This window comes from Streptomyces albipurpureus (genome assembly GCF_023701525.1).
GTDB classification, from domain to species: domain Bacteria; phylum Actinomycetota; class Actinomycetes; order Streptomycetales; family Streptomycetaceae; genus Streptomyces; species Streptomyces albipurpureus.
In genome coordinates, this window is record NZ_JAMQAW010000002.1 from 23,697 (window position 1) to 44,006 (window position 20,310).

Annotated in this window: 16 protein-coding genes and 1 pseudogene; 7 read left to right on the top strand and 10 right to left on the bottom strand. The window is 69.4% G+C overall.

The window, feature by feature from the left end; all coding sequences use genetic code 11:
- Positions 1-496: class I SAM-dependent methyltransferase (locus tag NBG84_RS01315; RefSeq protein ID WP_250917329.1), on the top strand; the 496-nt coding region annotated here is incomplete at its 5' end.
- A gap of 47 nt (positions 497-543) precedes the next feature.
- Positions 544-786 carry a hypothetical protein gene (locus NBG84_RS01320; RefSeq protein WP_250917330.1) on the top strand — a complete coding sequence of 81 codons (243 nt, stop codon included), beginning with the start codon at positions 544-546 and terminating at the stop codon, positions 784-786.
- A gap of 261 nt (positions 787-1,047) precedes the next feature.
- Here NBG84_RS01320 and NBG84_RS01325 read toward each other — a convergent pair whose 3' ends face one another.
- From NBG84_RS01325 to NBG84_RS01345, 5 genes are all read right to left on the bottom strand, one after another.
- Positions 1,048-1,539 (bottom strand): hypothetical protein, encoded by a 492-nt coding sequence (locus NBG84_RS01325; RefSeq protein WP_250917331.1) that lies wholly within the window; start codon positions 1,537-1,539, stop codon positions 1,048-1,050.
- Positions 1,540-1,793: 254 nt separating this feature from the next.
- Positions 1,794-2,996, bottom strand: a complete 1,203-nt coding sequence (locus NBG84_RS01330) for an XdhC family protein (RefSeq protein ID WP_250917332.1) — start codon at positions 2,994-2,996, stop codon at positions 1,794-1,796.
- A 125-nt stretch (positions 2,997-3,121) separates the two neighbouring features.
- On the bottom strand, positions 3,122-5,530 hold the full coding sequence (gene pucD, locus NBG84_RS01335) for a xanthine dehydrogenase subunit D (RefSeq protein WP_250917333.1): 2,409 nt from the start codon (positions 5,528-5,530) through the stop codon (positions 3,122-3,124).
- Positions 5,527-6,186, bottom strand: coding sequence for a (2Fe-2S)-binding protein (locus tag NBG84_RS01340; RefSeq protein ID WP_250917334.1), 660 nt, complete (start codon positions 6,184-6,186; stop codon positions 5,527-5,529). The genes pucD and NBG84_RS01340 overlap by 4 nt, the downstream gene beginning before the upstream one ends.
- Positions 6,177-7,064, bottom strand: coding sequence for an FAD binding domain-containing protein (locus NBG84_RS01345; RefSeq protein ID WP_250917335.1), 888 nt, complete (start codon positions 7,062-7,064; stop codon positions 6,177-6,179). Before NBG84_RS01345 ends, NBG84_RS01340 begins: the two co-directional genes overlap by 10 nt.
- Positions 7,065-7,464: 400 nt before the next feature.
- Between NBG84_RS01345 and NBG84_RS01350 the strand changes: the two genes are divergently transcribed.
- Positions 7,465-9,144, top strand: a complete 1,680-nt coding sequence (locus NBG84_RS01350) for a PucR family transcriptional regulator (RefSeq protein WP_250917713.1) — start codon at positions 7,465-7,467, stop codon at positions 9,142-9,144.
- Positions 9,145-10,096: 952 nt separating this feature from the next.
- Positions 10,097-10,888 (top strand): annotated as a pseudogene (locus NBG84_RS01355) (hypothetical protein); the annotation flags it as partial.
- A 765-nt stretch (positions 10,889-11,653) separates the two neighbouring features.
- Here NBG84_RS01355 and NBG84_RS01360 read toward each other — a convergent pair.
- Together NBG84_RS01360 and NBG84_RS01365 are read right to left on the bottom strand one after the other, a co-directional pair.
- The gene (locus tag NBG84_RS01360; protein WP_250917336.1) at positions 11,654-12,187 is read right to left on the bottom strand and encodes a flavoprotein; all 534 of its coding nucleotides are present in this window, start codon (positions 12,185-12,187) and stop codon (positions 11,654-11,656) included.
- A 110-nt stretch (positions 12,188-12,297) separates the two neighbouring features.
- Complete coding sequence (locus NBG84_RS01365; RefSeq protein ID WP_250917714.1) at positions 12,298-12,933, bottom strand: GntR family transcriptional regulator; 636 nt, start codon at positions 12,931-12,933, stop codon at positions 12,298-12,300.
- A 543-nt stretch (positions 12,934-13,476) separates the two neighbouring features.
- Between NBG84_RS01365 and NBG84_RS01370 the strand changes: the two genes are divergently transcribed.
- On the top strand, positions 13,477-14,322 hold the full coding sequence (locus tag NBG84_RS01370) for a (2Fe-2S)-binding protein (protein WP_250917337.1): 846 nt from the start codon (positions 13,477-13,479) through the stop codon (positions 14,320-14,322).
- Between the two features lie 244 nt (positions 14,323-14,566).
- A complete protein-coding gene (locus NBG84_RS01375) occupies positions 14,567-15,643 on the top strand; it encodes a DUF2637 domain-containing protein (RefSeq protein ID WP_250917338.1) in 1,077 nt (358 codons plus the stop codon).
- 55 nt (positions 15,644-15,698) lie between these two features.
- Here the strand turns inward: NBG84_RS01375 and NBG84_RS01380 are convergent, their stop codons facing one another.
- From NBG84_RS01380 to NBG84_RS01390, 3 genes are all read right to left on the bottom strand, one after another.
- Positions 15,699-16,271 (bottom strand): ATP-binding protein, encoded by a 573-nt coding sequence (locus tag NBG84_RS01380; RefSeq protein WP_250917715.1) that lies wholly within the window; start codon positions 16,269-16,271, stop codon positions 15,699-15,701.
- A 474-nt stretch (positions 16,272-16,745) separates the two neighbouring features.
- On the bottom strand, positions 16,746-18,488 hold the full coding sequence (locus NBG84_RS01385; RefSeq protein ID WP_250917339.1) for a pyruvate dehydrogenase: 1,743 nt from the start codon (positions 18,486-18,488) through the stop codon (positions 16,746-16,748).
- A 110-nt stretch (positions 18,489-18,598) separates the two neighbouring features.
- Positions 18,599-20,200, bottom strand: a complete 1,602-nt coding sequence (locus NBG84_RS01390) for a protein phosphatase 2C domain-containing protein (RefSeq protein WP_250917716.1) — start codon at positions 20,198-20,200, stop codon at positions 18,599-18,601.
- Here NBG84_RS01390 and NBG84_RS40965 point away from each other — a divergent pair.
- A complete protein-coding gene (locus NBG84_RS40965) occupies positions 20,136-20,303 on the top strand; it encodes a hypothetical protein (RefSeq protein ID WP_250917731.1) in 168 nt (55 codons plus the stop codon). The two genes, NBG84_RS01390 and NBG84_RS40965, sit on opposite strands and share 65 nt — an antisense overlap.
- Positions 20,304-20,310: the final 7 nt, after the last annotated feature.

Sequence of the window (20,310 nt, forward strand, 5' to 3'; positions counted from 1 at the left end):
GCAGGTCACCGGCGTTGACTTCAGTGCGGGAATGCTCGCCACGGCCAGGGCATCCGTACCTCGGCGTTCGGATGGGCCACAGCTGGCCTGGGTGCGGGCGGACGCCCGAGACCTGCCCTTCGTCGCGGCCTTCGATCTCGCGGTGAGCTTTGGCGCGTTCGGCCACTTCCTCCCCGCGGAGCGACCCAATCTCTTCGCCCAGATCCACCGGGCCCTACGCCCTGGTGGAGTGTTCGCCTTCCCCCTCCCGGCCCCGCCCCCGGTCGGTTCACGGACGTACTGGTCCCTGTTCGCCTTTGATACGGCGATGCGGGTGCGCAATCTGCTGTGGCGTCCCTCCTTTGTGATGTACTACCGCACCTTCCGGCTTCACGAGGTACGCGAGGAGCTGCTGCGCGCCGGGTTCTCGGTGGAGCTCAGCCCGCTGGAGGAGCTGGGGCGACGATCAGATGGCAGCCCCCACTGCCGTCTGCTGGTTGCCCGCCGGCTTGGGTGAAGGGCCCCTGGTGCCCGGCCGCCGCGCTGAGGCGTCCTGGTGCGCCGATGGCCCGCCCGGGCATCCTGGCGTTCGTCGCCGCGGCGGACCTGACCGTTGTGGCGACGTTGGGCGATGTCGAAGCCGTGCACGGTGAAACCATCGGCGCCCTGCTGATGGGGCAACCGCCTCGGCTCTCCCCCGCCGAAGTCGCGGCCCTCTACGCGGTGGCTCGTGATCAGCGCCTGTGGCAACGGGCCTGGCCCCTAGCGAAGGGAGCGACGGGCGACAGTCTTCCCGACGGAAGCTGAGAGGGTGGCGAAGCGCTGAGACAGCTGCCCGTGACCGCGCCGGGCGAGGAGCGCCGGACACATCTGCGTCTCCCTCCTCCCCGCCCGCGGCACCCCGACGGCGTCGGGGTGGCCACCCCGCCCTGGCTTGGCAGAGGTACGGGACCCACCATCCCCGGGCAGCGGGTCGCTTGACCTACCTCCCGGGATTCGCCGGGAGGCGCCCTTGCCGGACGGATCGGACGGATCGGACGGATCGGACGGATCGGACGGAAGGCACTGTCAGGCGTTGCCACCCGTACTGTCGGCCTGTGCCTGAAGGTCGGCGACACGGGTGTTGTACTGCTCGATCGATCCGGGCTTGAGCGCGTACGACTCCATGCTGCCGGAGCGATTCGGTACGTTCAAAACCATCGAATCCTCGGACACGGTTCCCGAGATGGACTGCTGGATGCCCAGGCCCGCGGCGAAGGTCAGGGTGATCGATCCGCTCCGGGTGGTTCCGGTGAACGCCGCCTGGTCCACGTCGAGTCGGGAGCTTGCCTTCAACTCGGTCGAGTTGAGCGTTCCGGTGAGCTCGGCGCCGTCCTGAGTGATCTGGATCAGTAGTACCTCGGTCGCGGTACCGCCGACCCATGACCGAGTCAGCGAGTTCAACGCCTTCGGCTCGGTCCAGATCGGCGGGGACTCCGCATCCCGGCCGCACCCCAGGACCGACGCGAGCAGCGCGCTCACGCCGATGGCCATGGCTCCACGCCCCAAGCTGTTCGTCATGCTCCCCTTTTCGTTCGCCGTACCCCGTGCGCATGGGCATCGGGACGGAGCGACAGCCCCGCAGGGACAGGGCGATAGTCCCACGGAAGGGGGTGGTCGGCCCCAGGGTCGGCCATGGTCCGCAGCCGCGCGACCGGGCTCGATCAAGGGCACGTCACAACAGCGGTGGGGGTCCTGACACCCAGCGGTGGGAACGATGAGCTACCTGGTCACCCTTGGGGCAGAAGTGGTTGCCGCTGTGCTTATGGGCGTACTCAGGCCACCGAGCCGAACCGCCCCTCATCCGACGCCTGGCCCTGATGGGGCGGGGAGTTCTCGTGGTGGATGGGGATCGCGCCACCCGTCAGTGGCACCCCGCTGCCGCCACGGCGACTCGCCACGATCTCCGCGGCGATGGACAGTGCGGTCTCTTCCGGGGTGCGTGCGCCGAGGTCCAATCCGATCGGGCTGCGCAGTCTGCCGCGTTCCCGCTCGGTCAACCCGGCCTCGCGCAGGCTCCGGACACGGTCCTCATGGGTCCGACGGGAGCCCATCGCACCGACGTAGGCGACGGGGAGCCGCAGTGCGCTCTTCAGCAGGGGGAGGTCGAACTTGGCGTCATGGGTGAGCACGCACAGGACGGTACGGGAGTCGGTGCGGGTATCCGCGAGGTAGCGATGGGGCCAGTCGACGACGATCTCGTCCGCCTCGGGAAAGCGCGCCTGAGTGGCGAAGACCGGCCGGGCATCGCAGAGGGTGACGTGGTAGCCCAGGAACTTTCCCATCCGTACCAGTGCCGCGGCGAAGTCGACCGCCCCGAACACGATCATGCGGGGCGCTGGAACGCTGGACTCCACAAGAAGCCGGATGGGGCTGCCGCAACGGCTGCCGTCCGTACCGATGTCGACCGTGCCCGTGCGGCCCGCGTCAAGCAGGGCGGCTGCCTCCCTGGCCGCCGCGATGTCCAGTGCGCGAGGGCCGCCGAGGGTTCCCTCGTACTCACCCGCCGGTCGTACCAGCAACCCTTGGCCCAGCAGCGGTGCGGGCCCTTCGGCAACCCGGGCGAGGGCGGCGGACTCCCCCCGCACGGCCGCGGAAAGCGCTGCTCGAACGACGCCTGTCAGGGCGTCCTGGTCGGGCCCGGTGGACGGACGGGCCGGGTCCCTGGGGCGTACCGGGGTGATCAGGACGTCGATCACCCCACCGCAGGACAGCCCCACGGCGAAGGCGTCCGCGTCGCTGTAGCCGAAGCGCTCGCGCAGGGTCTGGCCGTCGTCGTTGGCCGCTCGGCACAGTTCGTACACCGCCGCTTCGACACACCCACCGGACACCGAGCCGATGGCGGTCCCCTCGGTGTCCACCGCGAGGGCCGCGCCCGGGAGGCGCGGGGCGCTGCCACTGACCGACACCACGGTGGCCACGGCGAAGGCACGGCCCTGCTCGACCCACCGGTTGAGATCCTCGGCGATGTCCAGCATGGCGGCCTCCTCCTGGTCGAGCTCCGTGCCTGAACGAAATGCCTGAACGAAATGCCTGGGCGCCGTCTCCGGGCGGTATCCGGGCGGTATCTCCGCGCGATGGGCCGGTGGGGAGTGGCCGCCCGTCAGCCGCCGGCGTTGGTGCTGGTGGTGGTGCCGGTGAGATGCTCGGGCCGCACCGGCACCCTGTTGAGGGCCAGACCGGTCGCCTCTCGAATGGCCGCGAGCACTGCCGGGGTCGAGGAGAGGGTGGGAGCCTCACCAACACCCCGCAACCCGTAGGGCGCACGGTCGTCGGCGAGCTCCAACATATCGACGGGGATGGTCGGGGTGTCGAGGATCGTGGGGATCAGATAGTCCGTGAAGGATGGATTGCGCACCTTCGCGGTCACCGGATCGACGATGATCTCCTCCATCACCGCGATCCCGAGGCCCTGGGTGGTACCGCCCTGGATCTGGCCGACGACGGAGAGCGGGTTGAGCGCTTTGCCGACGTCCTGCGCACAGGCGAGTTCGACCACCTTCACCAGACCGAGCGCGGTGTCGACCTCGACGACCGCGCGGTGGGCGGCGAAGGAGTACTGAAGATGGCCGTTGCCCTGGCCGGTCACCGGGTCGAAGGCCTCGGTGGGCCGGTGCCGCCACTCCAACTCCGCCTCGATCGTCTCGCCGCCCAGGACATCGACCAGTTCGGCCAGCACCTCACCACCGTCGGTGACCACTCTGCCGCCTTCGAGCACCAGTTCCGCGGTGGCCCACGCGGGATGGTAGGAGCCGAACTTCCGGCGGCCCAGTTCCAGCAGCTGACCGCGTACGTTCTCGCAGGCGTGCCGGATCGCACCACCGGTGACATAGGTCTGCCGGGAGGCGGAGGTCGAGCCGGCCGAGCCGACCCGGGTGTCCGCGGGTGCGATGGTGACCCGCGCGACGCCCAGTTCGGTACGGGCGATCTGCGCGTGGACGGTGACCCCGCCCTGGCCGACCTCGGCCATCGCGGTGTGCACGGTGACGACCGGTTCCCCGGCGATGGCCTCCATCCGTACCCGAGCGGTGGAGTAGTCGTCGAAGCCTTCGGAGAAACCCACGTTCTTGATGCCGACCGCATAGCCGACCCCGCGCACGACGTCCTCACCATGGGTGGTGTTGGAGAGCCCACCGGGCAGGGCCCGCACATCGGCCGCCGCGCCGGCGACCTCCCACTGCCGTTCGGGCGGTAGCGGACGGGCCTTGATCCGTCGCAGTAGTTCGGCGACCGGCGCCGGTGACTCAACGCGCTGGCCCGTGGGCATCAGCGAGCCCTGTTCCATGGCGTTGAGCTGCCGAAACTCCACCGGATCAAGGCCGAGTCCGGCCGCCACCCGATCCATTTGGGCCTCATAGGCGAAACAGGCCTGGACGGCCCCGAAGCCGCGCATCGCCCCACAGGGCGGGTTGTTGGTGTAGAGGGCGATGACCTCGATGTCGACATCGTCCACCACGTACGGCCCGATGCCCAGCGAGGCCGCGTTGCCCACGACCGCGGGGGACGAGGAGGCGTACGCCCCACCGTCCAGGACGATTCTGCACTTCACATGGGTGAGCCTGCCGTCCCTGGTGGCGCCGTGCTCGTAGCTGAGCTTGGCCGGATGGCGGTGGACATGGCCGAAGAACGACTCGAAGCGGTTGTAGACCATCTTCACCGGCCTGCCGGTGTGCAGGGCGAGCAGACAGGCGTGGATCTGCATCGAGAGGTCTTCCCGACCGCCGAACGCACCCCCGACACCGGAGAGCGTCATCCGCACCTTCGCCTCGGGCAGTCCGAGCACGGGCGCCATCTGCCGGCGATCGGCGTGCAGCCACTGGGTGGCCACATGCAGTTCCACTCCCCCGTCGTCGCTGGGGATCGCCAGTCCGGACTCGGGTCCGAGGAAGGCCTGGTCCTGCATGCCGAAGACATACTCACCGCGGACGATCACGTCAGCGCGTTCCGCCGCCGTTGCGGCGTCACCGCGGACGATCGGTTGACGGTGGACGATGTTGGGGTGGGGGACCCGGGCGCTGTGGTGGTCCTGACGGTTGTCGTGGACGAGCACCGCGTCAGGGGCGGTGGCGGAGGACTCGTCCGTGATCAGCGGCAGCTCGGCGTAGTCGACCAGGATCTTCGCGGCGGCCCGACGGGCGGTCTCGGGGTGGTCGGCGGCGATGATCGCGACCGGCTCCCCGTGGTAGCGCACCTTGCCGTGGGCGAGGACCGGGGTGTCCTGGATCTCCAGACCGTAGTGGCGGGTGTCCGTGGGAAGGTCCGCGTAGGTGAGGACGGCATGGACACCCGGGATGGCCAGCGCTTCGCCGATGTCGATGGATCGGATGTCTGCGTGGGCGACCGTGGAGCGCAGGGTGTGCCCCCAGAGCATGTCCTCGTGCCAGAGGTCGGAGGCGTAGGCGAACTCTCCGGTGACCTTGAGGGTTCCATCGGGACGGAGGGTGGACTCGCCGATGCCGCCCTTGGTCCGGGTGCCTTGGGTGAGGCCGGTGGCGGTGCCGATGGTGGTCATGGCCGTCCCACCGTCCCTTCGCGTGGCAGCTGGCGGGCCGCGGCCAGCCGAACGGCGTCAAGGATCTTCTCGTAGCCGGTGCAGCGGCAGAGGTTGCCGGAGAGCGCCTCGCGGATGTCTCCGTCGGACGGCTCGGCATGGCGTTCCAGTAGATCGTCGGCGGCGACCAGCAGCCCCGGGGTGCAGAAGCCGCACTGGACCGCGCCGGCGTCGATGAAGGCCCGCTGGATGGGTGCGAGCGGATCGCCCTCAACGACCGGCGACCTGGCCGAGGTCCCCGGGCCAACGGAGGCCGGCTGCCGGTCGGCGGCCGGGAGACCGTCCGGGGTCCAGCGCCGGGCCTCTTGGAGGGAGGTCCCCGCGGACTCCTGCGGAGTGCCCGGGGAGGCCGCCGCACCCGCGCGCTGTCGGGCGAAGTCGGCGAGCCCTTCGACGGTGATGACGTCCCGTCCCTCCGCCTGCCCCGCGGCGACCAGGCAGGAGCAGACCGGCACTCCGTCAAGCCGGACCGTGCAGGACCCGCATTCGCCCTGCTCACAGGCGTTCTTGGAACCGGGCAGCCCCAACCGCTCGCGCAGTACGAAGAGCAGGCTCTCGCCCTCCCACACATCGTCGGCCTGCTGGGGACGTCCGTTGACACTGAAGTTCACCCGCACGGGTTACTCCTCTCATGGCCGCGGTACGACTGCCAGGTCCAGCCCAGAGTGCGCCGAGCCAGCACCCCCACCGCGTGGCGGCGATAGGCCGCGGTGCCGCGGACATCGTCGATGGGGTTGCAGGCACCGGAGGCGAGTTCGGAGAACTGCCGGACGATCGACGCGGGGATGGACCGTCCGCTGTCCCAGAACCCGCCTTCGTCGAGCGCGGCGGTCAGGAACTCCTCCGCGGTCGTCGCCCGGACGGGTGTGGGAGCGGCCGATCCGATGCCCGTGCGGACCGTACGGCTTCGGGGGTGGAGGGCCAGCGAGAAGGCGCAGACCGCGATCACCATGGCATTGCGGGTGCCGACCTTGGAGAACTGCTGCGGTCCGTCCGCCTTTTGGATGTGGATGGCTCTGATCAGCTCATCGGTGGCGAGGGCATTGCGTTTGACGCCCGTGTAGAAGGCGTCGATGGGGATGCGGCGGGTGCCGCGGACCGAGTCGGCTTCGACCTCGGCGCCCGCCGCGAGCAGGGCCGGGTGGGCGTCACCGGCCGGGGATGCGGTGCCGAGGTTGCCGCCGACTCCGCCGCGGTTGCGGATCTGGGGTGAGGCCACGGTGTGGGAGGCGAGCGCGAGCGCGGGGAGCTCAGCGCGAAGGTGCTCCATGATCTGCGCGTAGGGAACGGAGGCGCCGAGCCGTACGGTGCTCTCGCCGACCTCCCACTCACCGAGCTCCCCGATGCGGGTGAGATCCATGAGGTACTCGGGTCTGCGATGGTCGAAGTTGATCTCGACCATGACGTCGGTGCCGCCCGCGATGGGCACCGCGGAGGGGTGCTCCGCCTTGGCGGCGAGCGCGTCCTCCCAGCTGGCGGGGCGGAGGAAGTCCATGAAAACGGCTCTCTTCCGATCGTCTACCGGATGCATCTGCCGACTGCGACAGATTCTGGTCCTACGGTCGCCGGTCCAGCAGGTGCGCGGCGGGCGTTCAGCGGCCGGTTCTCCCTCTTTGGTGTTCACATGGCGTGACCTCAGTACACAAGCGCGTGCTCCATGCGGTGCAGTCACCGAAACCATGAAGGAGTTGGCTGGCCGGCCCTTGAGTCTTGTAGATTCGAACGAAAGGCGAGCCCGGTGATCACCGTCATCAGGGCACAACCCGCTCTTCCCCAGTACCGGACCCGCTCTTCCCCGGTGCTGATGGTGTGCGGCCCGGCTGGTGTGAGGCCAAGGCACCCGGCTGGTGGAGAGCTGAGAACAAGTGACCACGAGATGGATCGGCGGCGACCAGATGCGGCTGCGCGCACTGCTGGACAACGATGCGCTGGGGCTGCGGCTGCTCAGTGGCGGGGATGAGCTGGACCGCGGCGTACGCGGGGTGATGACCACCGATCTTCGGGACCCGAGCCGCTATCTCTCAGGTGGCGAGCTGGTGCTCACGGGACTGGCGTGGCGGCACTCCGCGCAGGACACCGAGCCGTTCGTCCGTATCCTGGCGGCTGCCCAGGTCGCCGCTTTGGCCGCTGGCGAGGCGGAGCTGGGCGATATCCCCGACGATCTGGTAGCCGCCTGCGCCCGCCATCGGCTGCCGCTGTTCGCGGTCAACGAGTCCGTGGCCTTCGCGACGATCACCGAGTACGTCGTACGGCAGGTTTCCGGCCAGCGGGCCGGGGATCTCGCCGCGGTCGTCGACCGGCACCGCAGATTGATGACCTCCGGGCCGGCGGGCGGCGGCCCCGAAGTCGTCCTCGATCTCCTCGGCTCCGATCTGGATCTGCCGGCCTGGGTGCTCTCCCCCACCGGCCGCCGGGTCGCCGGCGGTGAGCTGCCGGCATCGGTGGGCACCACGCTGGCGGGCGAACACCTGGCCGCCGTCCGCAGCGGGCGGCGCGGCCCGTACCGCGCGACCGTGCACTCCACCACGTACTCCCTCTTCCCCATTGGCGCCACGGGTCGCGGAGAGGGATCGGACAGTCCCGATACCCGGGAGAGCGTCCTGTCCGACTGGCTCCTGGCGGTCGAGGCCGATGCCGCGGACTGGCCGGCCGCTCGGCTCGATCTGCTGCAGGGGGTGACCCAGCTGATCGCCGTCGAGCGAGATCGCCGTGAAGCGGCGCGCGCGGTACGCCGAAGGCTCGCCCAGGAAATCCTGGAGCTGGTCCAGACGGGTGCCGCCCCGGCCGAGATCGCGGCCCGGCTGCGGGTGGCGGCCCCGGTGCTGCTGCCCGGGCTCGGCGCGGCACCCCATTGGCAGGTCGTGGTGGCACGGGTGGACTGGGGCCCGGGCTCCGAAGGCATCGAGGCGGGGCCGGTCGCCCAGTCCGTGTTGGAGGAGATCCTGGTGGACCCCTCCACCTCGGGTCCTGACTCATCGGACCGGATCGCCGTCGCCCACGCCGGGCAGGAGGCCATCGCCCTGGTGCCGCTGCCCGCGGTGTCACCCTCCGACGACCCGGCCACGGGCGCTGCACGGCAGGGGCTGAACGCGGAGACCCTGCTGAGCACGGTGAGACAGCCGCTGTCGGCGGGACTCGGCGACGACGGCCGCCTCACCCTCGGGGTCAGCGCACCCGTCAGCTCGGCGGAGGGGCTACGCGGGGCGCTGGAAGAGGCCCGGCATGCCCGCCGGGTGGCGGCGGCCAGGCCCGGCCGGGTGTGCGCGGCGGGCCACCATGAACTGGCGTCCCATGTACTGCTGCTCCCCTTTGTGCCGGACGACGTCCGCAGAGCGTTCACGGCACGCCTGCTCGATCCGCTACGGGAGTACGACCAGCGGCACCGGGCGGAGCTGATTCCGACGCTGGAGGCGTTCCTGGAATCGGACGGATCATGGACGCGCTGCGCCACCCGGCTGCATCTTCATGTGAACACCCTGCGCTACCGGGTGGGGCGGATCGAGCAGCTCACCGGCCGCGATCTGGCCCGCCTTGAAGACAAGTTGGACTTCTTCCTGGCACTGCGGATGAGCTAGCCGACCCGACCGCGCACCAGGAGCCCAGCAGTCCGGGAGCCGACAGCGAAGGTCGACGGCCGGGCACGGCAACTGATGCTGTGGCGCCACCCTGCGGGAACCTCCGCCGAGACGACGGTTACTCGGAGCCCGCTCGGAGTCGGGCCGAGCGGGCTCCGCGGGATAGGGCGCTGGGGCCGGGGCTCCGTAGGCCCTCCCCTCCCCCATCGGTTCTTGGGAACGCCCATCGGTTCCCTGGCGCGCCTGTCGGCTTCTTGCGGCGGCGACAGGAGTCAGGTCGGACCAGAACGGGCTGTGCGGGATCCCGTTGGCCAATCCTTCCCCTCTCAAAATCCTCAGCCGCCCCCTCAGGCTCAGCTGACCGGAAATGGCACTCAGCCCCGGTGGCCCTTTCCAGCCGAGGTGGCGCAACTCGTGATCCTCTCCGTGTGGACAGCCGAGCGACTCGGCCGAGCTCGACGGCACACCCGAAGGCTCCACCAGCATCCGAGTTCCGGCGCTGACCCAACCGCCGCAGAGGCCGCCATTAGCGGGCAAACCTCAACCTCGCAGCAGCAGGGCCGCCAGCGCAACGGTTCGCCATCGGCCATGGCCCCGACGGGCGCGTCAGCCCGCCACCACCGCCGATGGGGCGAACTCCGCGCAGGGTCGACGCCCATCCGCCCTTACCCTCCCCCAAGGCTCCAGGCTGTCGATGCCACCGATCCGGCGCAGAGGGCAGTTGGCCAATTCACTGTCGCTCCACACCTTCTGGCGATGGCGAGATCCACTCGCTCGCCATGGAAACCGGGCGGACTCACCCCGGCGATCTCCGCCACCGCTTGAGTCAGCACAACCCCATCAGCGGACAAGGGATTGTGAAACAATTCACCAGAACCCTTGGCCAGGCAACCCTATCCATGCTGAGATGCCATCTACTCAACAGCTCAATGGCGTGCTCGGGGAGGGCATAGTGGCGCATACCGCCATGTCTGGTTCCGGAACAACCGCGGGTGAAGACCCCCTCCAGACCGCGGTGTGGCGGCTGCGCTCGCGCGGTTGTTGGACCGACGCGGCGGCCCTGCTCGCACCACACGCGGGCAACGCGGCGGCGGCCCTGGACCGGGCCGGACTACTGGTCGAGCGCTGCCTGTTCACCGGCGACGGATGGGCCGACGCGGAAGACGCACTGCGCACGGCTGAAGCCGTGGCACAGGATGACGAGGAGCGCGGCGGGGCCGCGTGCGAGCGAGGCAGACTGGCCTATGCCGCGACCCTTCTCAAGGTGCGCGACCGGGCCGATGAGGCCCGCTCCGCCCTGGGGCGGGCGGCTGCCCTCCTCGCCCCCACCTCGCCCCGCAGGCCCCTGCTTGACTTCCGTCGGGGGTTGGTCGCCGAGCACATCGCGAAGGCGCCCCAGTCGGCGCGGGCCGCCTACCGCCGTGCGCACGACGGAGCGAGCGCGCAGGGCGACTTGCTCCTGCTCTCCTTCACCTGGCACCAGCAAGCCGGACTCGCCCTGCGCGACGGCGAGTTGGCCGAGGCCCGGCTCGGATTCTCCGAGTCGCTGCGCATCCGCGTCGAACTGGGCTATCTCATCGGTACGGCCCCGGCACTGGCCGGGCTCGCCGACTGCGAGCCAGAACCGGAAGCCAGCCGGCTACGGGCCGAGGCCCGCCGACTCTTCCGGCTGCTGGGCGGGGTCCCGATCTGGCTGGCCAGCGGACTGACCGCCTCCGTGGCACCGCAGACGCTGCCAGCGCCGTCGAGCGGCGCCGCGGGGCCCGCGGCTCTTCCGGCCGCGTCGAAGACCGCGGCCCGCCAGCAGGGAACGCATCAAGCCGCGGCCCGGAAGACCGGAAAGCCAAAGGCCACCACGGAGAAGGCCAGTGCTCCCCAGTCCGCGGCGGCAAAGCCTCCCAGCCAGCCGGAGCCGGCCGCGTGAGGGCAACCGGGGAGCGCTGAAGGGCGCGCGCCCCGACACGGCGGTGGCGGGCCGAGCTCGCCCTTTCCCGAGCCCGTCGAGAGACTGTGGACGGACGACCCCATCGGGTCTGCCCCAAGGGGTCAGACCCCAAGGGTCGGTCACACCGGGCCGTGGTGAAGCGATGGGTGGTGAAACGGCGTGCAGGGGCGAGGAGTTCGGCCTTGAGCCCGGTCTCCTCCACCGTGCCGGCCTCCGGTCTCCCATCGGCATCCGCCGCCGGGCCCTCCCCGCCCCTGGCGATCCGCCCCCTCGGCGCGGATCAACGCGGAGGGTCGGATCGCGGCAGCCCCTCCCGTGCAACACACCGAGGGCAACTCATCCCCGTGCGGTGACCTTTCGGCGACACCCGCTTCGCTCTGGTGTCGGCAGCTCCCCAAGGTGGGCCTCACCCCTGATCAGCGCGGTGCCGGATGGCGGCAACAGCGGTTGTGGGGCGCGCTTCCTGACCGGGCTCGGGTGTTCTCGCCGCCCGATGAACCAGCGCCGCCGCGGGTGACCAGGCACCGCCAGTGCCGGTCTCCTGCCCCCGACGCCGTCAGGCGGCTACCGGGGGAACGCGGTTGCCAGCAGTTCCCAGGCCCGCTCCCAATGGAATGCGCCACCACCGGCGTTCGGCGGCGAGGGCTGCCGGTCATCGATCAACACACCCATGTCCCTGAGCCGTTGCAGGCTCTGGGAGTACGCGGGGTGGGCCGCCTGGGCCTCGTTGAGATGGGGCAGTACGACGACGGGGACTCCCGAACCGTATGCCTCACACAGAATGCCCAGCGCCAGCGTGTCGGAGATCCCGGCCGCCCACTTGTTGATCGTGTTGAAGGTCGCCGGCGCCACGACGATGGCGTCCGCGGGCGGTAGCGGACGCGGCTCGCCGGGTCGCCGCCAGGCGGACCGAATCGGATAGCCCGTCTGCGCCTCGATGGCGAGCTGGTCGATGAAGCCGAGCCCCTGCGGTGTGGCGATCACCCCCACCTCCCAGGCGCGCCGCTGTGCCGCGGTGATCAACTCACCCACATCCCCGGCGTTCCCCGCCGCGCAGACGACGACATAGAGAAAGGGCCTTCCGGGTTGATCAGCCATGGGCTACTCCCCTCGTCAAGGACGGACGTCGTGCGCGATCGGCGGCATGACCGAACAGAGCGCTAGTGAAGCAGCGATGAGCGGGAACCCAGGGTGAAGAAGCCCTCCCGTCAGCTTTTCGAGCCGGTGAAGTGCTCGCGCACCAGGGTGCGTACGACCGACAGATCCTGGGCCGCCAGGGCCTCCAGCAGCGCCATGTGATCCGCGGCATCGGCGACCAGCTCGGCGCGGCGAGTCCTGGGAGCACCGGTGAGGGGCCACTGGGAACGGCGGTGGAGGTCTTCGGCGACACTCACCAGCTGGTCGTTGCCGGAAAGCGAGAGCAGCGCCCGGTGGAAGGCTCGATCCGACTCGGCGTAGCGTGCGCGGTCCCCGACGGCTGCGGCCGCCGCGGTGGCCTCAGCCAGTGGGCGCAGCTCCGCCCAGTGGGCGGTGGGGATGGTGCGAGCCAGCTGAAGCATGACCGGGACCTCGATCAGGGCGCGTACCTCGGCGAGTTCGGCCAGTTCGCGGGGGGTGCGGACGGTGATGCGAAACCCTCGGTTGGGGACGACCTCAACCGCGCCTTCGCTGGCCAGTCGCTGCATGGCCTCGCGAACAGGGGTGGCGGAGACACCGAAGCGCTCAGCGAGCACCGGGGCGGAGTAGACCTCGCCGGGAGTGAGGTCTCCTTCGACCAGGGCCGTGCGTAGGGCTTGGAGTATCTGGCCGCGGACCGAGTGGCGCTGGACGGTTCGCGGCCCCATCTCCAGCGGCGTTCGCGCGGCAGGCACCAGAAGGCCGGCAAGCCCGTCCGGATGTGTGTCGTCCGGGCCCGTCGGGCCGCGGCGCGTGGGCTGTCCGTCAGTATCGAAGGGGCGGTGGCCGCCCTGGGGGGCCCGGGGGGACGTCTGGTACGAGTGCCGGGCAACGGCGGCCTGCCGGACGGGCTGGTCGGCGCCCGGCGCGGCACCGTCACGGGGTGATGGCTCGCCGTGGGTGTGCTCCCCGCGGGCACGCTCCGAAACGGACCGAGCCGACTGTTCCGCCGTGGCGTCGCGGGATTCGTCCGTGCCGGCCGCGAAGGCGCGTGGCGCCGACTCCTCCGCCCCCGTGGAGGGCCGCGGCCGGGCGGTCGCGCATGCTGGGGCCTGCTCCACTCGGGTCCTCCTCCAGCTGGCTTCGGAGCCCGACTGGCGTCTCTCGGGCCCTGAGTGCACGATAGGCGGACTGGACTCCAGTTCAAACATCGATCACGTCGGGTAAGGTAAGGCTAACCTGCTAACGATCGCGATTCGGTGGTCCCCGGCATGACCTTTCCGGCCCTGGTGCCCTCGCTGGCCTCACCTTTCGAAGACACCTATGCGCGTCTGGGCGAGGTCTATCCCACCCTGCGGATACGGGAACTGAAGCCGGGCGAGCAGACCCCCTCGGGCGGCGGCTGGGTCAGTGCTCATGAACTGGCAGGCGGCGGGGCCGCGCTCGACGCCTTTCTCGCTTGGGACAGCGCCCAGGTGCTGCGTGACTACGGCGAGGAAGCACGTCCCGATGTGATCGCCAGCTTCGGGCTGCACCGCTACGCCTGGCCCGCCTGCCTGCTCTTCACGGTCCCCTGGTTCCTTCGGCGGCGCGTTCCCCGGGTGCCCATCGAGAACGTCTGCCTCCAGCGGACGCTGGGGCAGATGACCGTTCGGGTGACGGAGTTCGCCTGTCTGCCGGGAGATCCCGCGGCCCGGCTGCCAGGGGCCCGGGTGGTATCGGACGAGGAGGCGCTGCGGGCCGAGTTGAGGGCCGCCGTCGCCGAGCACATCGAGCCGCTGCTGGAAGGCTTCGGCCCCCGGATGCGCCGGGGCAAGCGGGCGCTCTGGGGCATGGCGACCGACGAAGTCGTCGAAGGGCTCTGGTACATCGGGAACCGGCTGGGCGAGGAGCAGCGCGCCATGGACGAGTTGGCGCTTCTGCTGCCGGGCACCTCCAAGCCCTATGTGGGGTCCCCGGGCTTTCGGCTGCTGACCGGCCCCGCGGGGGAGCAACTCCCCACCAGGGACCGCGCGAGTTGCTGTCTCTTCTATACTCTGCGACCTGACGACACCTGTGTCACCTGCCCGCGTACCTGTGACACGGCTCGGATCGCAAGGCTGCTTCCAGGCGACTGATCACACGTCAGTCACGGTGCTCCGTAGTCGTCACACTATGGATGTCACGCCCCCCTTCCGGGTGATATAAATCGTACGCACCTCACTCTGACCGCGCGTCAGTTCGAGCAAAACGCACCTATCCGTATGCCGTATGGCCCCATTGGCGTTCTCTTGCCACGAAACCCCCTGGGATCGCCAGGACTTCGGTCACTATGGCGGCCGAAACGCCCTACCGCGATGCAGATGCAAGGGACACCAACACATGAGAGACATATCGCTTACCTGGCTGCTTCCCGGCGGCGTGATGGTCGTGGGAGTCCTGGTGGCGGTCGCAGTGCTCGCACGCGGCAAGAAAGCCGCCGCCAAGCCCCAGGTGGAAGACTCCTGGGAGCGCAGTGAGGAGCGCCGAAGGCGCAAGGAAGCCATATACGGCACTGCTTCCTACGTACTCCTCTTCTGCTGCGCGGCGGTTGCCGCAGCACTCTCCTTCCACGGCCTGGTCGGCTTCGGCCGACAGAATCTGAACCTCACCGGTGGCTGGGAGTACCTGGTCCCCTTCGGTCTCGACGGCGCGGCGATGTTCTGCTCCGTGCTCGCCGTCCGTGAGGCCAGCCACGGTGACGCCGCCCTCGGCTCCCGACTTCTCGTGTGGACGTTCGCGGGTGCGGCAGCCTGGTTCAACTGGGTTCACGCACCGCGCGGCCTGGGCCACGACGGTGCGCCCCAGTTCTTCGCCGGAATGTCACTGTCGGCGGCCGTCCTCTTCGACCGCGCGCTGAAGCAGACCCGTCGAGCCGCACTGCGTGAGCAGGGCCTGGTGCCCCGTCCGCTGCCGCAGATCCGTGTCGTCCGCTGGCTGCGCGCTCCGCGCGAGACCTTCAACGCCTGGTCGCTGATGCTTCTTGAGGGTGTCCGCACCCTCGATGAGGCGGTCGAGGAAGTCCGCGAGGACCGTCAGGCGAAGAAGGAGAGCCGTACCCGCAGCCGGGACCAGCAGAAGCTGGACCGAGCGCGGATAAAGGCTCTCAACCGGCAGCACCGCGCCTGGGGCCGGGGCCGCGTCCTTCAGGACCCGGACCTGCCGGCCCTCAACTCCGGTGCTTCGGGCGGATCGGCGCAAGCGCTGACCGGAGCGCCGGATTCGAAACCCGTCGCGGAGCCTGCCATAGGATCTGGACAGCTGCCTCTTCGTTCTCGGCACTCTCTCCAGTCCGCCAGTTCGACCCTCGGGTCTGAGCCCATCAGGGTTGACCTCACCGCTGAGGATGACACCCAGACACTCCCTCGTCTGGACTCCTTGGAGCGCAAACTCAAGGATCTGGAGCAGCAGTTCGGCTAGCTGAACGCCGAGCGGCACCACCCGTCCGAAGGCAGCACCGAAGGCCGGTCTGAGACTACTCAGGCCGGCCTTTGCGTAGTTCGAACCAGATGACCTTGCCCGCGCTCTGCGTCCGCACGCCCCACGAGTCAGCGAGCTCCCGAACCAGCAACAGCCCTCTACCATGCGGGGAGAGGTCTTCGATCGCCGGCACCGACGCGAAGGTTTCGCTGCCACGGGGGAAGTAGGGGCTGGACCCGGGCGACGGCTGGTCGGGGAGCGGCAACCCGGCCATGAAGTCCCTTACCTCCACGCGCAGGGTCGCGGAGAGAACCGTGACCGTGACGACGGCGCCGTGATCCGTGTGGATCAGCGCGTTGGTCACCAGCTCGCTGGCCAGTAGTTCTGCCGAGCCCACCGTGTCGGCCCTGTCGTTCTCCAGGGCTTCGGCACCGCCACCGGCGCCGGGTCCGCCGAGGCCCTGACCTGGCCCGTGGTGCGCTTGGCCCTCGTCCCACTCCCGCAGCAACTCGCGGATGAACCGGCGTACTTCAGGGACTGCCCTGAGTTCGGTGCATCCCAGCCTCCGACGGAGGAACCCATCTCGCTGTGCCGCATGTGTCGGCCCTGGCGGGGGTGACTCCCCTATCCGCCGCGGTGGTCGGTCCAGCTGCGGTATGGGTGGCTGGTGCGGTGTCTGTTGCCCCACTGGCGGGGTGTCGGGTGGCTGTGGTGGCGGTGTCGCCACCTCGGATGGCCTGACCCGGTCCGTTGGTGCTCGGTTTCCTCCGTACATGTGCTGCCCCCCGTGTTCCCCGCGCACTTCGCTCGCCCGACGTTCGAGCTCTCCCTCTCGTCGACCCTGCCCGCTGCCCCGTTCCGCTCCGGGCCCGGCCCCTCCCTGGCTCCCAGTCATCAACCCCACCCGCACGTCGGACCCATGTCACGACTCCTTGCACCGAACGCTCACACGGAGAGCATTGCCCTCTGCGGGAGGGCACCACGCATTCCGGACGGGCAACCGCTCGCCGTGAGCGAGGCGCGTCGTACAGCAGACTGATGCTCACTACGCCCTTTGCGGGAGGGGACCGTTATCCCTCTTCCCGCTATTGGACTCGTCCTTTCACGGCCTGGGCACATTGCGCAGATTGGAACGGGCCATCTGCACCATCCGTCCCACCCCGCCATCGAGCACCATCTTGCTGGCGGAGAGGGCGAATCCGGTCACCATGTCCGCACTGATCTTCGGCGGGATGGAGAGGGCGTTGGGGTCGGTCACCACATCCACCAGCGCCGGGCCCTTGTGTTTGAAGGCTGCCTTGAGCGCACCCTCGAGCTGTTTCGGCTTCTCCACGCGTACCCCGTAGGCACCTGCTGCCCGGGCGATCGCCGAGAAATCCGGGTTGACATTGGTTGTTCCGTAGGCGGGCAGTCCCGCTACCAGCATCTCCAACTCCACCATTCCCAGGGAGGAGTTGTTGAAGAGCACCACCTTCACCGGCAGGTCGTACTGGACGAGGGTGAGGAAGTCCCCCATCAGCATGGAGAATCCGCCGTCGCCGGACATCGAGATGACCTGGCGATCCCGGTCGATGAACTGGGCACCGATCGCCTGGGGCAGCGCGTTCGCCATCGAACCGTGGCTGAAGGAGCCGATGATTCGCCGCTGCCCGTTGGGGGAGAGATAGCGGGCCGCCCACACATTGCACATCCCGGTGTCAACGGTGAACACGGCGTCGTCGTCGGCCATGTCATCGAGGACGGAGGCAACGTACTCGGGGTGGATCGGAATGTGCTTCTCCACCTTGCGGGTGTAGGCCTTGATCACGCCTTCCAGCGCATCCGCGTGCTTCTTCAGCATCTTGTCGAGAAACCTGCGGTCCGACTTGGCTCGTACCCGTGGGATCAGACAACGCAGTGTCTCCCGTACATCTCCCCAGACGGCGAGATCGAGTTTGGAGCGACGGCCAAGGTGCTCAGGACGCACATCCACCTGGACGATCTTCACATCGTCCGGCAGAAACGCCTGGTACGGGAAGTCCGTCCCCAAGAGGATCAGCAGATCGCACTCATGGGTGGCCTCATAGGCCGCGCCGTAGCCGAGCAGCCCGCTCATTCCGACATCGTATGGATTGTCGTACTGAATCCATTCCTTTCCCCGCAGGGCGTGCCCCACCGGGGACTTCACCCGCTCGGCGAACTCCATCACCTCGGCATGGGCACCCGCGGTGCCGCTGCCGCAGAAGAGGGTCACCCGATCGGCCTCGTCGATCATTCGGATCAGCTTGTCGATCTCGGTGTCCCCGGGCCGCACCGTGGGCCGTGAGGTGACCAGCGCATGCTCCATGGTCTTCTCCGGAGCGGTCTGCGAGGCGATGTCTCCCGGCAGGGAGACCACACTGACGCCGCTGCGACCGACCGCGTGCTGAATCGCGGTCTGGAGCAACCGTGGCATCTGCTGGGGGTTGGAGATCAACTCGCTGTAGTGGGAACACTCCCGGAACAACTGGTCGGGGTGGGTCTCCTGGAAGTAGCCGAGCCCGATCTCACTGGAGGGAATCTGCGAGGCCAGGGCGAGCACCGGGGCCATCGAGCGGTGGGCGTCATACAGACCGTTGATCAGATGGAGATTGCCGGGTCCGCAGGAACCGGCGCACGCCGCGAGCTTGCCGGTGATCTGGGCTTCGGCACCGGCCGCGAACGCCGCTGTCTCCTCGTGCCTGACCTGGACCCAGTCGATGGCGGAGTTGCGGCGGATGGCGTCGACGACGGGATTGAGGCTGTCTCCAACCACTCCATACAGCCGCTGCACACCAGCGCGCACAAGAATGTCGACGAACTGCTCCGCCACGTTCTGCTTGGCCATGGGATGAGCACCTCTCTACGGCTTTGACGGCCCTCAAGGTCCATCAACCCATGGCTGACGCAGTTCCGCCTCTCAGTGACGTCTGTCCGCGGGTACGCCCGCCCGGCCCCTCAGGTCTCCCAGACGGCGATGGCCGTACGGTCGTCCGCATAGCCCTTCACCCGGATTTGGACGTCGGCGAGAAAGGCCGCAAGGCCGGGCGGCTCCGCGGGTGCCGCCCAGCGGGAAGCCAACTCACCCGAGCAGGCGGGCTCCGACCGGAGCGGCTCGGCGAAGCCAGGACTACAGAGCAGCAGAGTGTCTCCGGGACGGGCCACGGACGCACGGAACCGGAAGGGTTCGGCCGGGGGCGGTGGCGGTGCCTCCACAAAGGGCGCCGGCGGCGTCGGAATTCCCAGATCCATCGTGAGCCGATCACCGCTCGGCGTCTCGGACGGCTCGTCCGCAGACGGAGCCTGCCCCTGCGACCGTGCGGGAACCGTCGAACCGTAGCCGAGTACCGGACCGCCCACGGTGGCCTCCGGGCCGGGGAGCACCGGCTCGATGTCCTGCCAGACGCCCTCCCGAAGCCGGAAGAGGCCACCGGGACCAACGCCGAAGTACACCCTGGTACGGCATTCGGGATCGGCGGAGAGCAGAAGGCAGCGCAGCCCCACGGTGTACTCATCGGGCTCGGCCCCGGCCTCCAGGGCAGTGGCCCGCAACTTGCCCATGCTGCGGTCGGTGAGCCGGTGCAGTCCGGACTTGAGAGCGCCGCGACGCCCCGCCCTGATGTCCTCCGAGAGCCGAGCGTGACTCCGGCCCACGGCTCCGCCGATCCAGCGACAGGCGTCGGAGGCGGCACGGTACGAACCGTCGACCCCCCTGGCACCACTGGCGACCGCAACGAGCACCAGGGCCGCCATGCCCGTACCGAATCGGGCCGTCAGCAGTGCATCACGCCTCGCCTCGCCCCGATAGCGCGCGGAGTCCCCTCGTACGGACGCCGCCCGCAGGGTGTACGAGCCGTAGCGGGCGCCGTCCAGAACCGTGTCGGCGATGAGCTGGCCGAGACCCTCGGGGGTGGCGACGGGGAGCGTGGTGGGCTCGGGGTCGTAGGTCGGCGGACGGTCACCGACATATCCGGTACGGGGTCGCGAAGGGCCGGTGGCTCCCGGACCGGGAGGCCTGGCGAAGGCGGGTGGCACAGCGGGTCGCTGCGGGGCGTCGGACGGCGGCGTCCGAGGTGGCGCCTGGGGCGGTTGGGGAGCCGGGGGTTGGGGTGGTTCCGCCGGTGGGGGCTCCATCGCTGGAACGGGCGGATGGACGGGGGGTGGCGGATGGGACTCAGGGAGGGGAGGTTCCCAGGGCGCACGGGGGCGCGGTAGCGATGGCGGCTCAGTCGGGTGCGCCGCTACCGGGGGCGTGCTGGGCGGCTGGGGCTGACCGGGCCCAGCGGGCTGCTCCGTTCGATGCGGTGCGGCGGGCTCGGGGGGTTGGGGGGCGTGCAGTGGCGGGGTGGAGGGCGCGACGGGTCCGCGCGGCCGGAGTGGTGGGGTGGAGTTGGGAGCCCGTTCGGAGAGATGGAACGGGCCGGAACCACTGGGGCCGCCGGTACCACCGGTGCTCCCACTACTGCCGGGGAGGTCCTTACTCGCGGTGCTGCCGGTGTTTTCAGTGCTGCCGGTGCTGCCGGTGCTGTCAGAGCTATCGGTGCTGTTGATGCTGTTGATGCCCCGGGAACTATCGATGTCGTATGGAATGCCGTTACCTTCTACAGATTTGGCTGATACTGATCGCTCGTCGGCACCCGATCCAGATGCCGACGAGGACTGAGCCGACT

Coding starts and splice junctions, on each gene's coding strand:
- NBG84_RS01360 (WP_250917336.1), bottom strand. CDS start 12,187: ATGGCTGATCAACCCGGAAGGCCCTTTCTCTATGTCGTCGTCTGCGCG.
- NBG84_RS01375 (WP_250917338.1), top strand. CDS start 14,567: ATGAGAGACATATCGCTTACCTGGCTGCTTCCCGGCGGCGTGATGGTC.
- NBG84_RS01370 (WP_250917337.1), top strand. CDS start 13,477: ATGACCTTTCCGGCCCTGGTGCCCTCGCTGGCCTCACCTTTCGAAGAC.
- NBG84_RS01365 (WP_250917714.1), bottom strand. CDS start 12,933: ATGGGGCCGCGAACCGTCCAGCGCCACTCGGTCCGCGGCCAGATACTC.
- NBG84_RS01350 (WP_250917713.1), top strand. CDS start 7,465: ATGCGGCTGCGCGCACTGCTGGACAACGATGCGCTGGGGCTGCGGCTG.
- pucD (WP_250917333.1), bottom strand. CDS start 5,530: ATGACCACCATCGGCACCGCCACCGGCCTCACCCAAGGCACCCGGACC.
- NBG84_RS01385 (WP_250917339.1), bottom strand. CDS start 18,488: ATGGCCAAGCAGAACGTGGCGGAGCAGTTCGTCGACATTCTTGTGCGC.
- NBG84_RS01345 (WP_250917335.1), bottom strand. CDS start 7,064: ATGGACTTCCTCCGCCCCGCCAGCTGGGAGGACGCGCTCGCCGCCAAG.
- NBG84_RS01325 (WP_250917331.1), bottom strand. CDS start 1,539: ATGACGAACAGCTTGGGGCGTGGAGCCATGGCCATCGGCGTGAGCGCG.
- NBG84_RS01330 (WP_250917332.1), bottom strand. CDS start 2,996: ATGCTGGACATCGCCGAGGATCTCAACCGGTGGGTCGAGCAGGGCCGT.
- NBG84_RS01320 (WP_250917330.1), top strand. CDS start 544: ATGGCCCGCCCGGGCATCCTGGCGTTCGTCGCCGCGGCGGACCTGACC.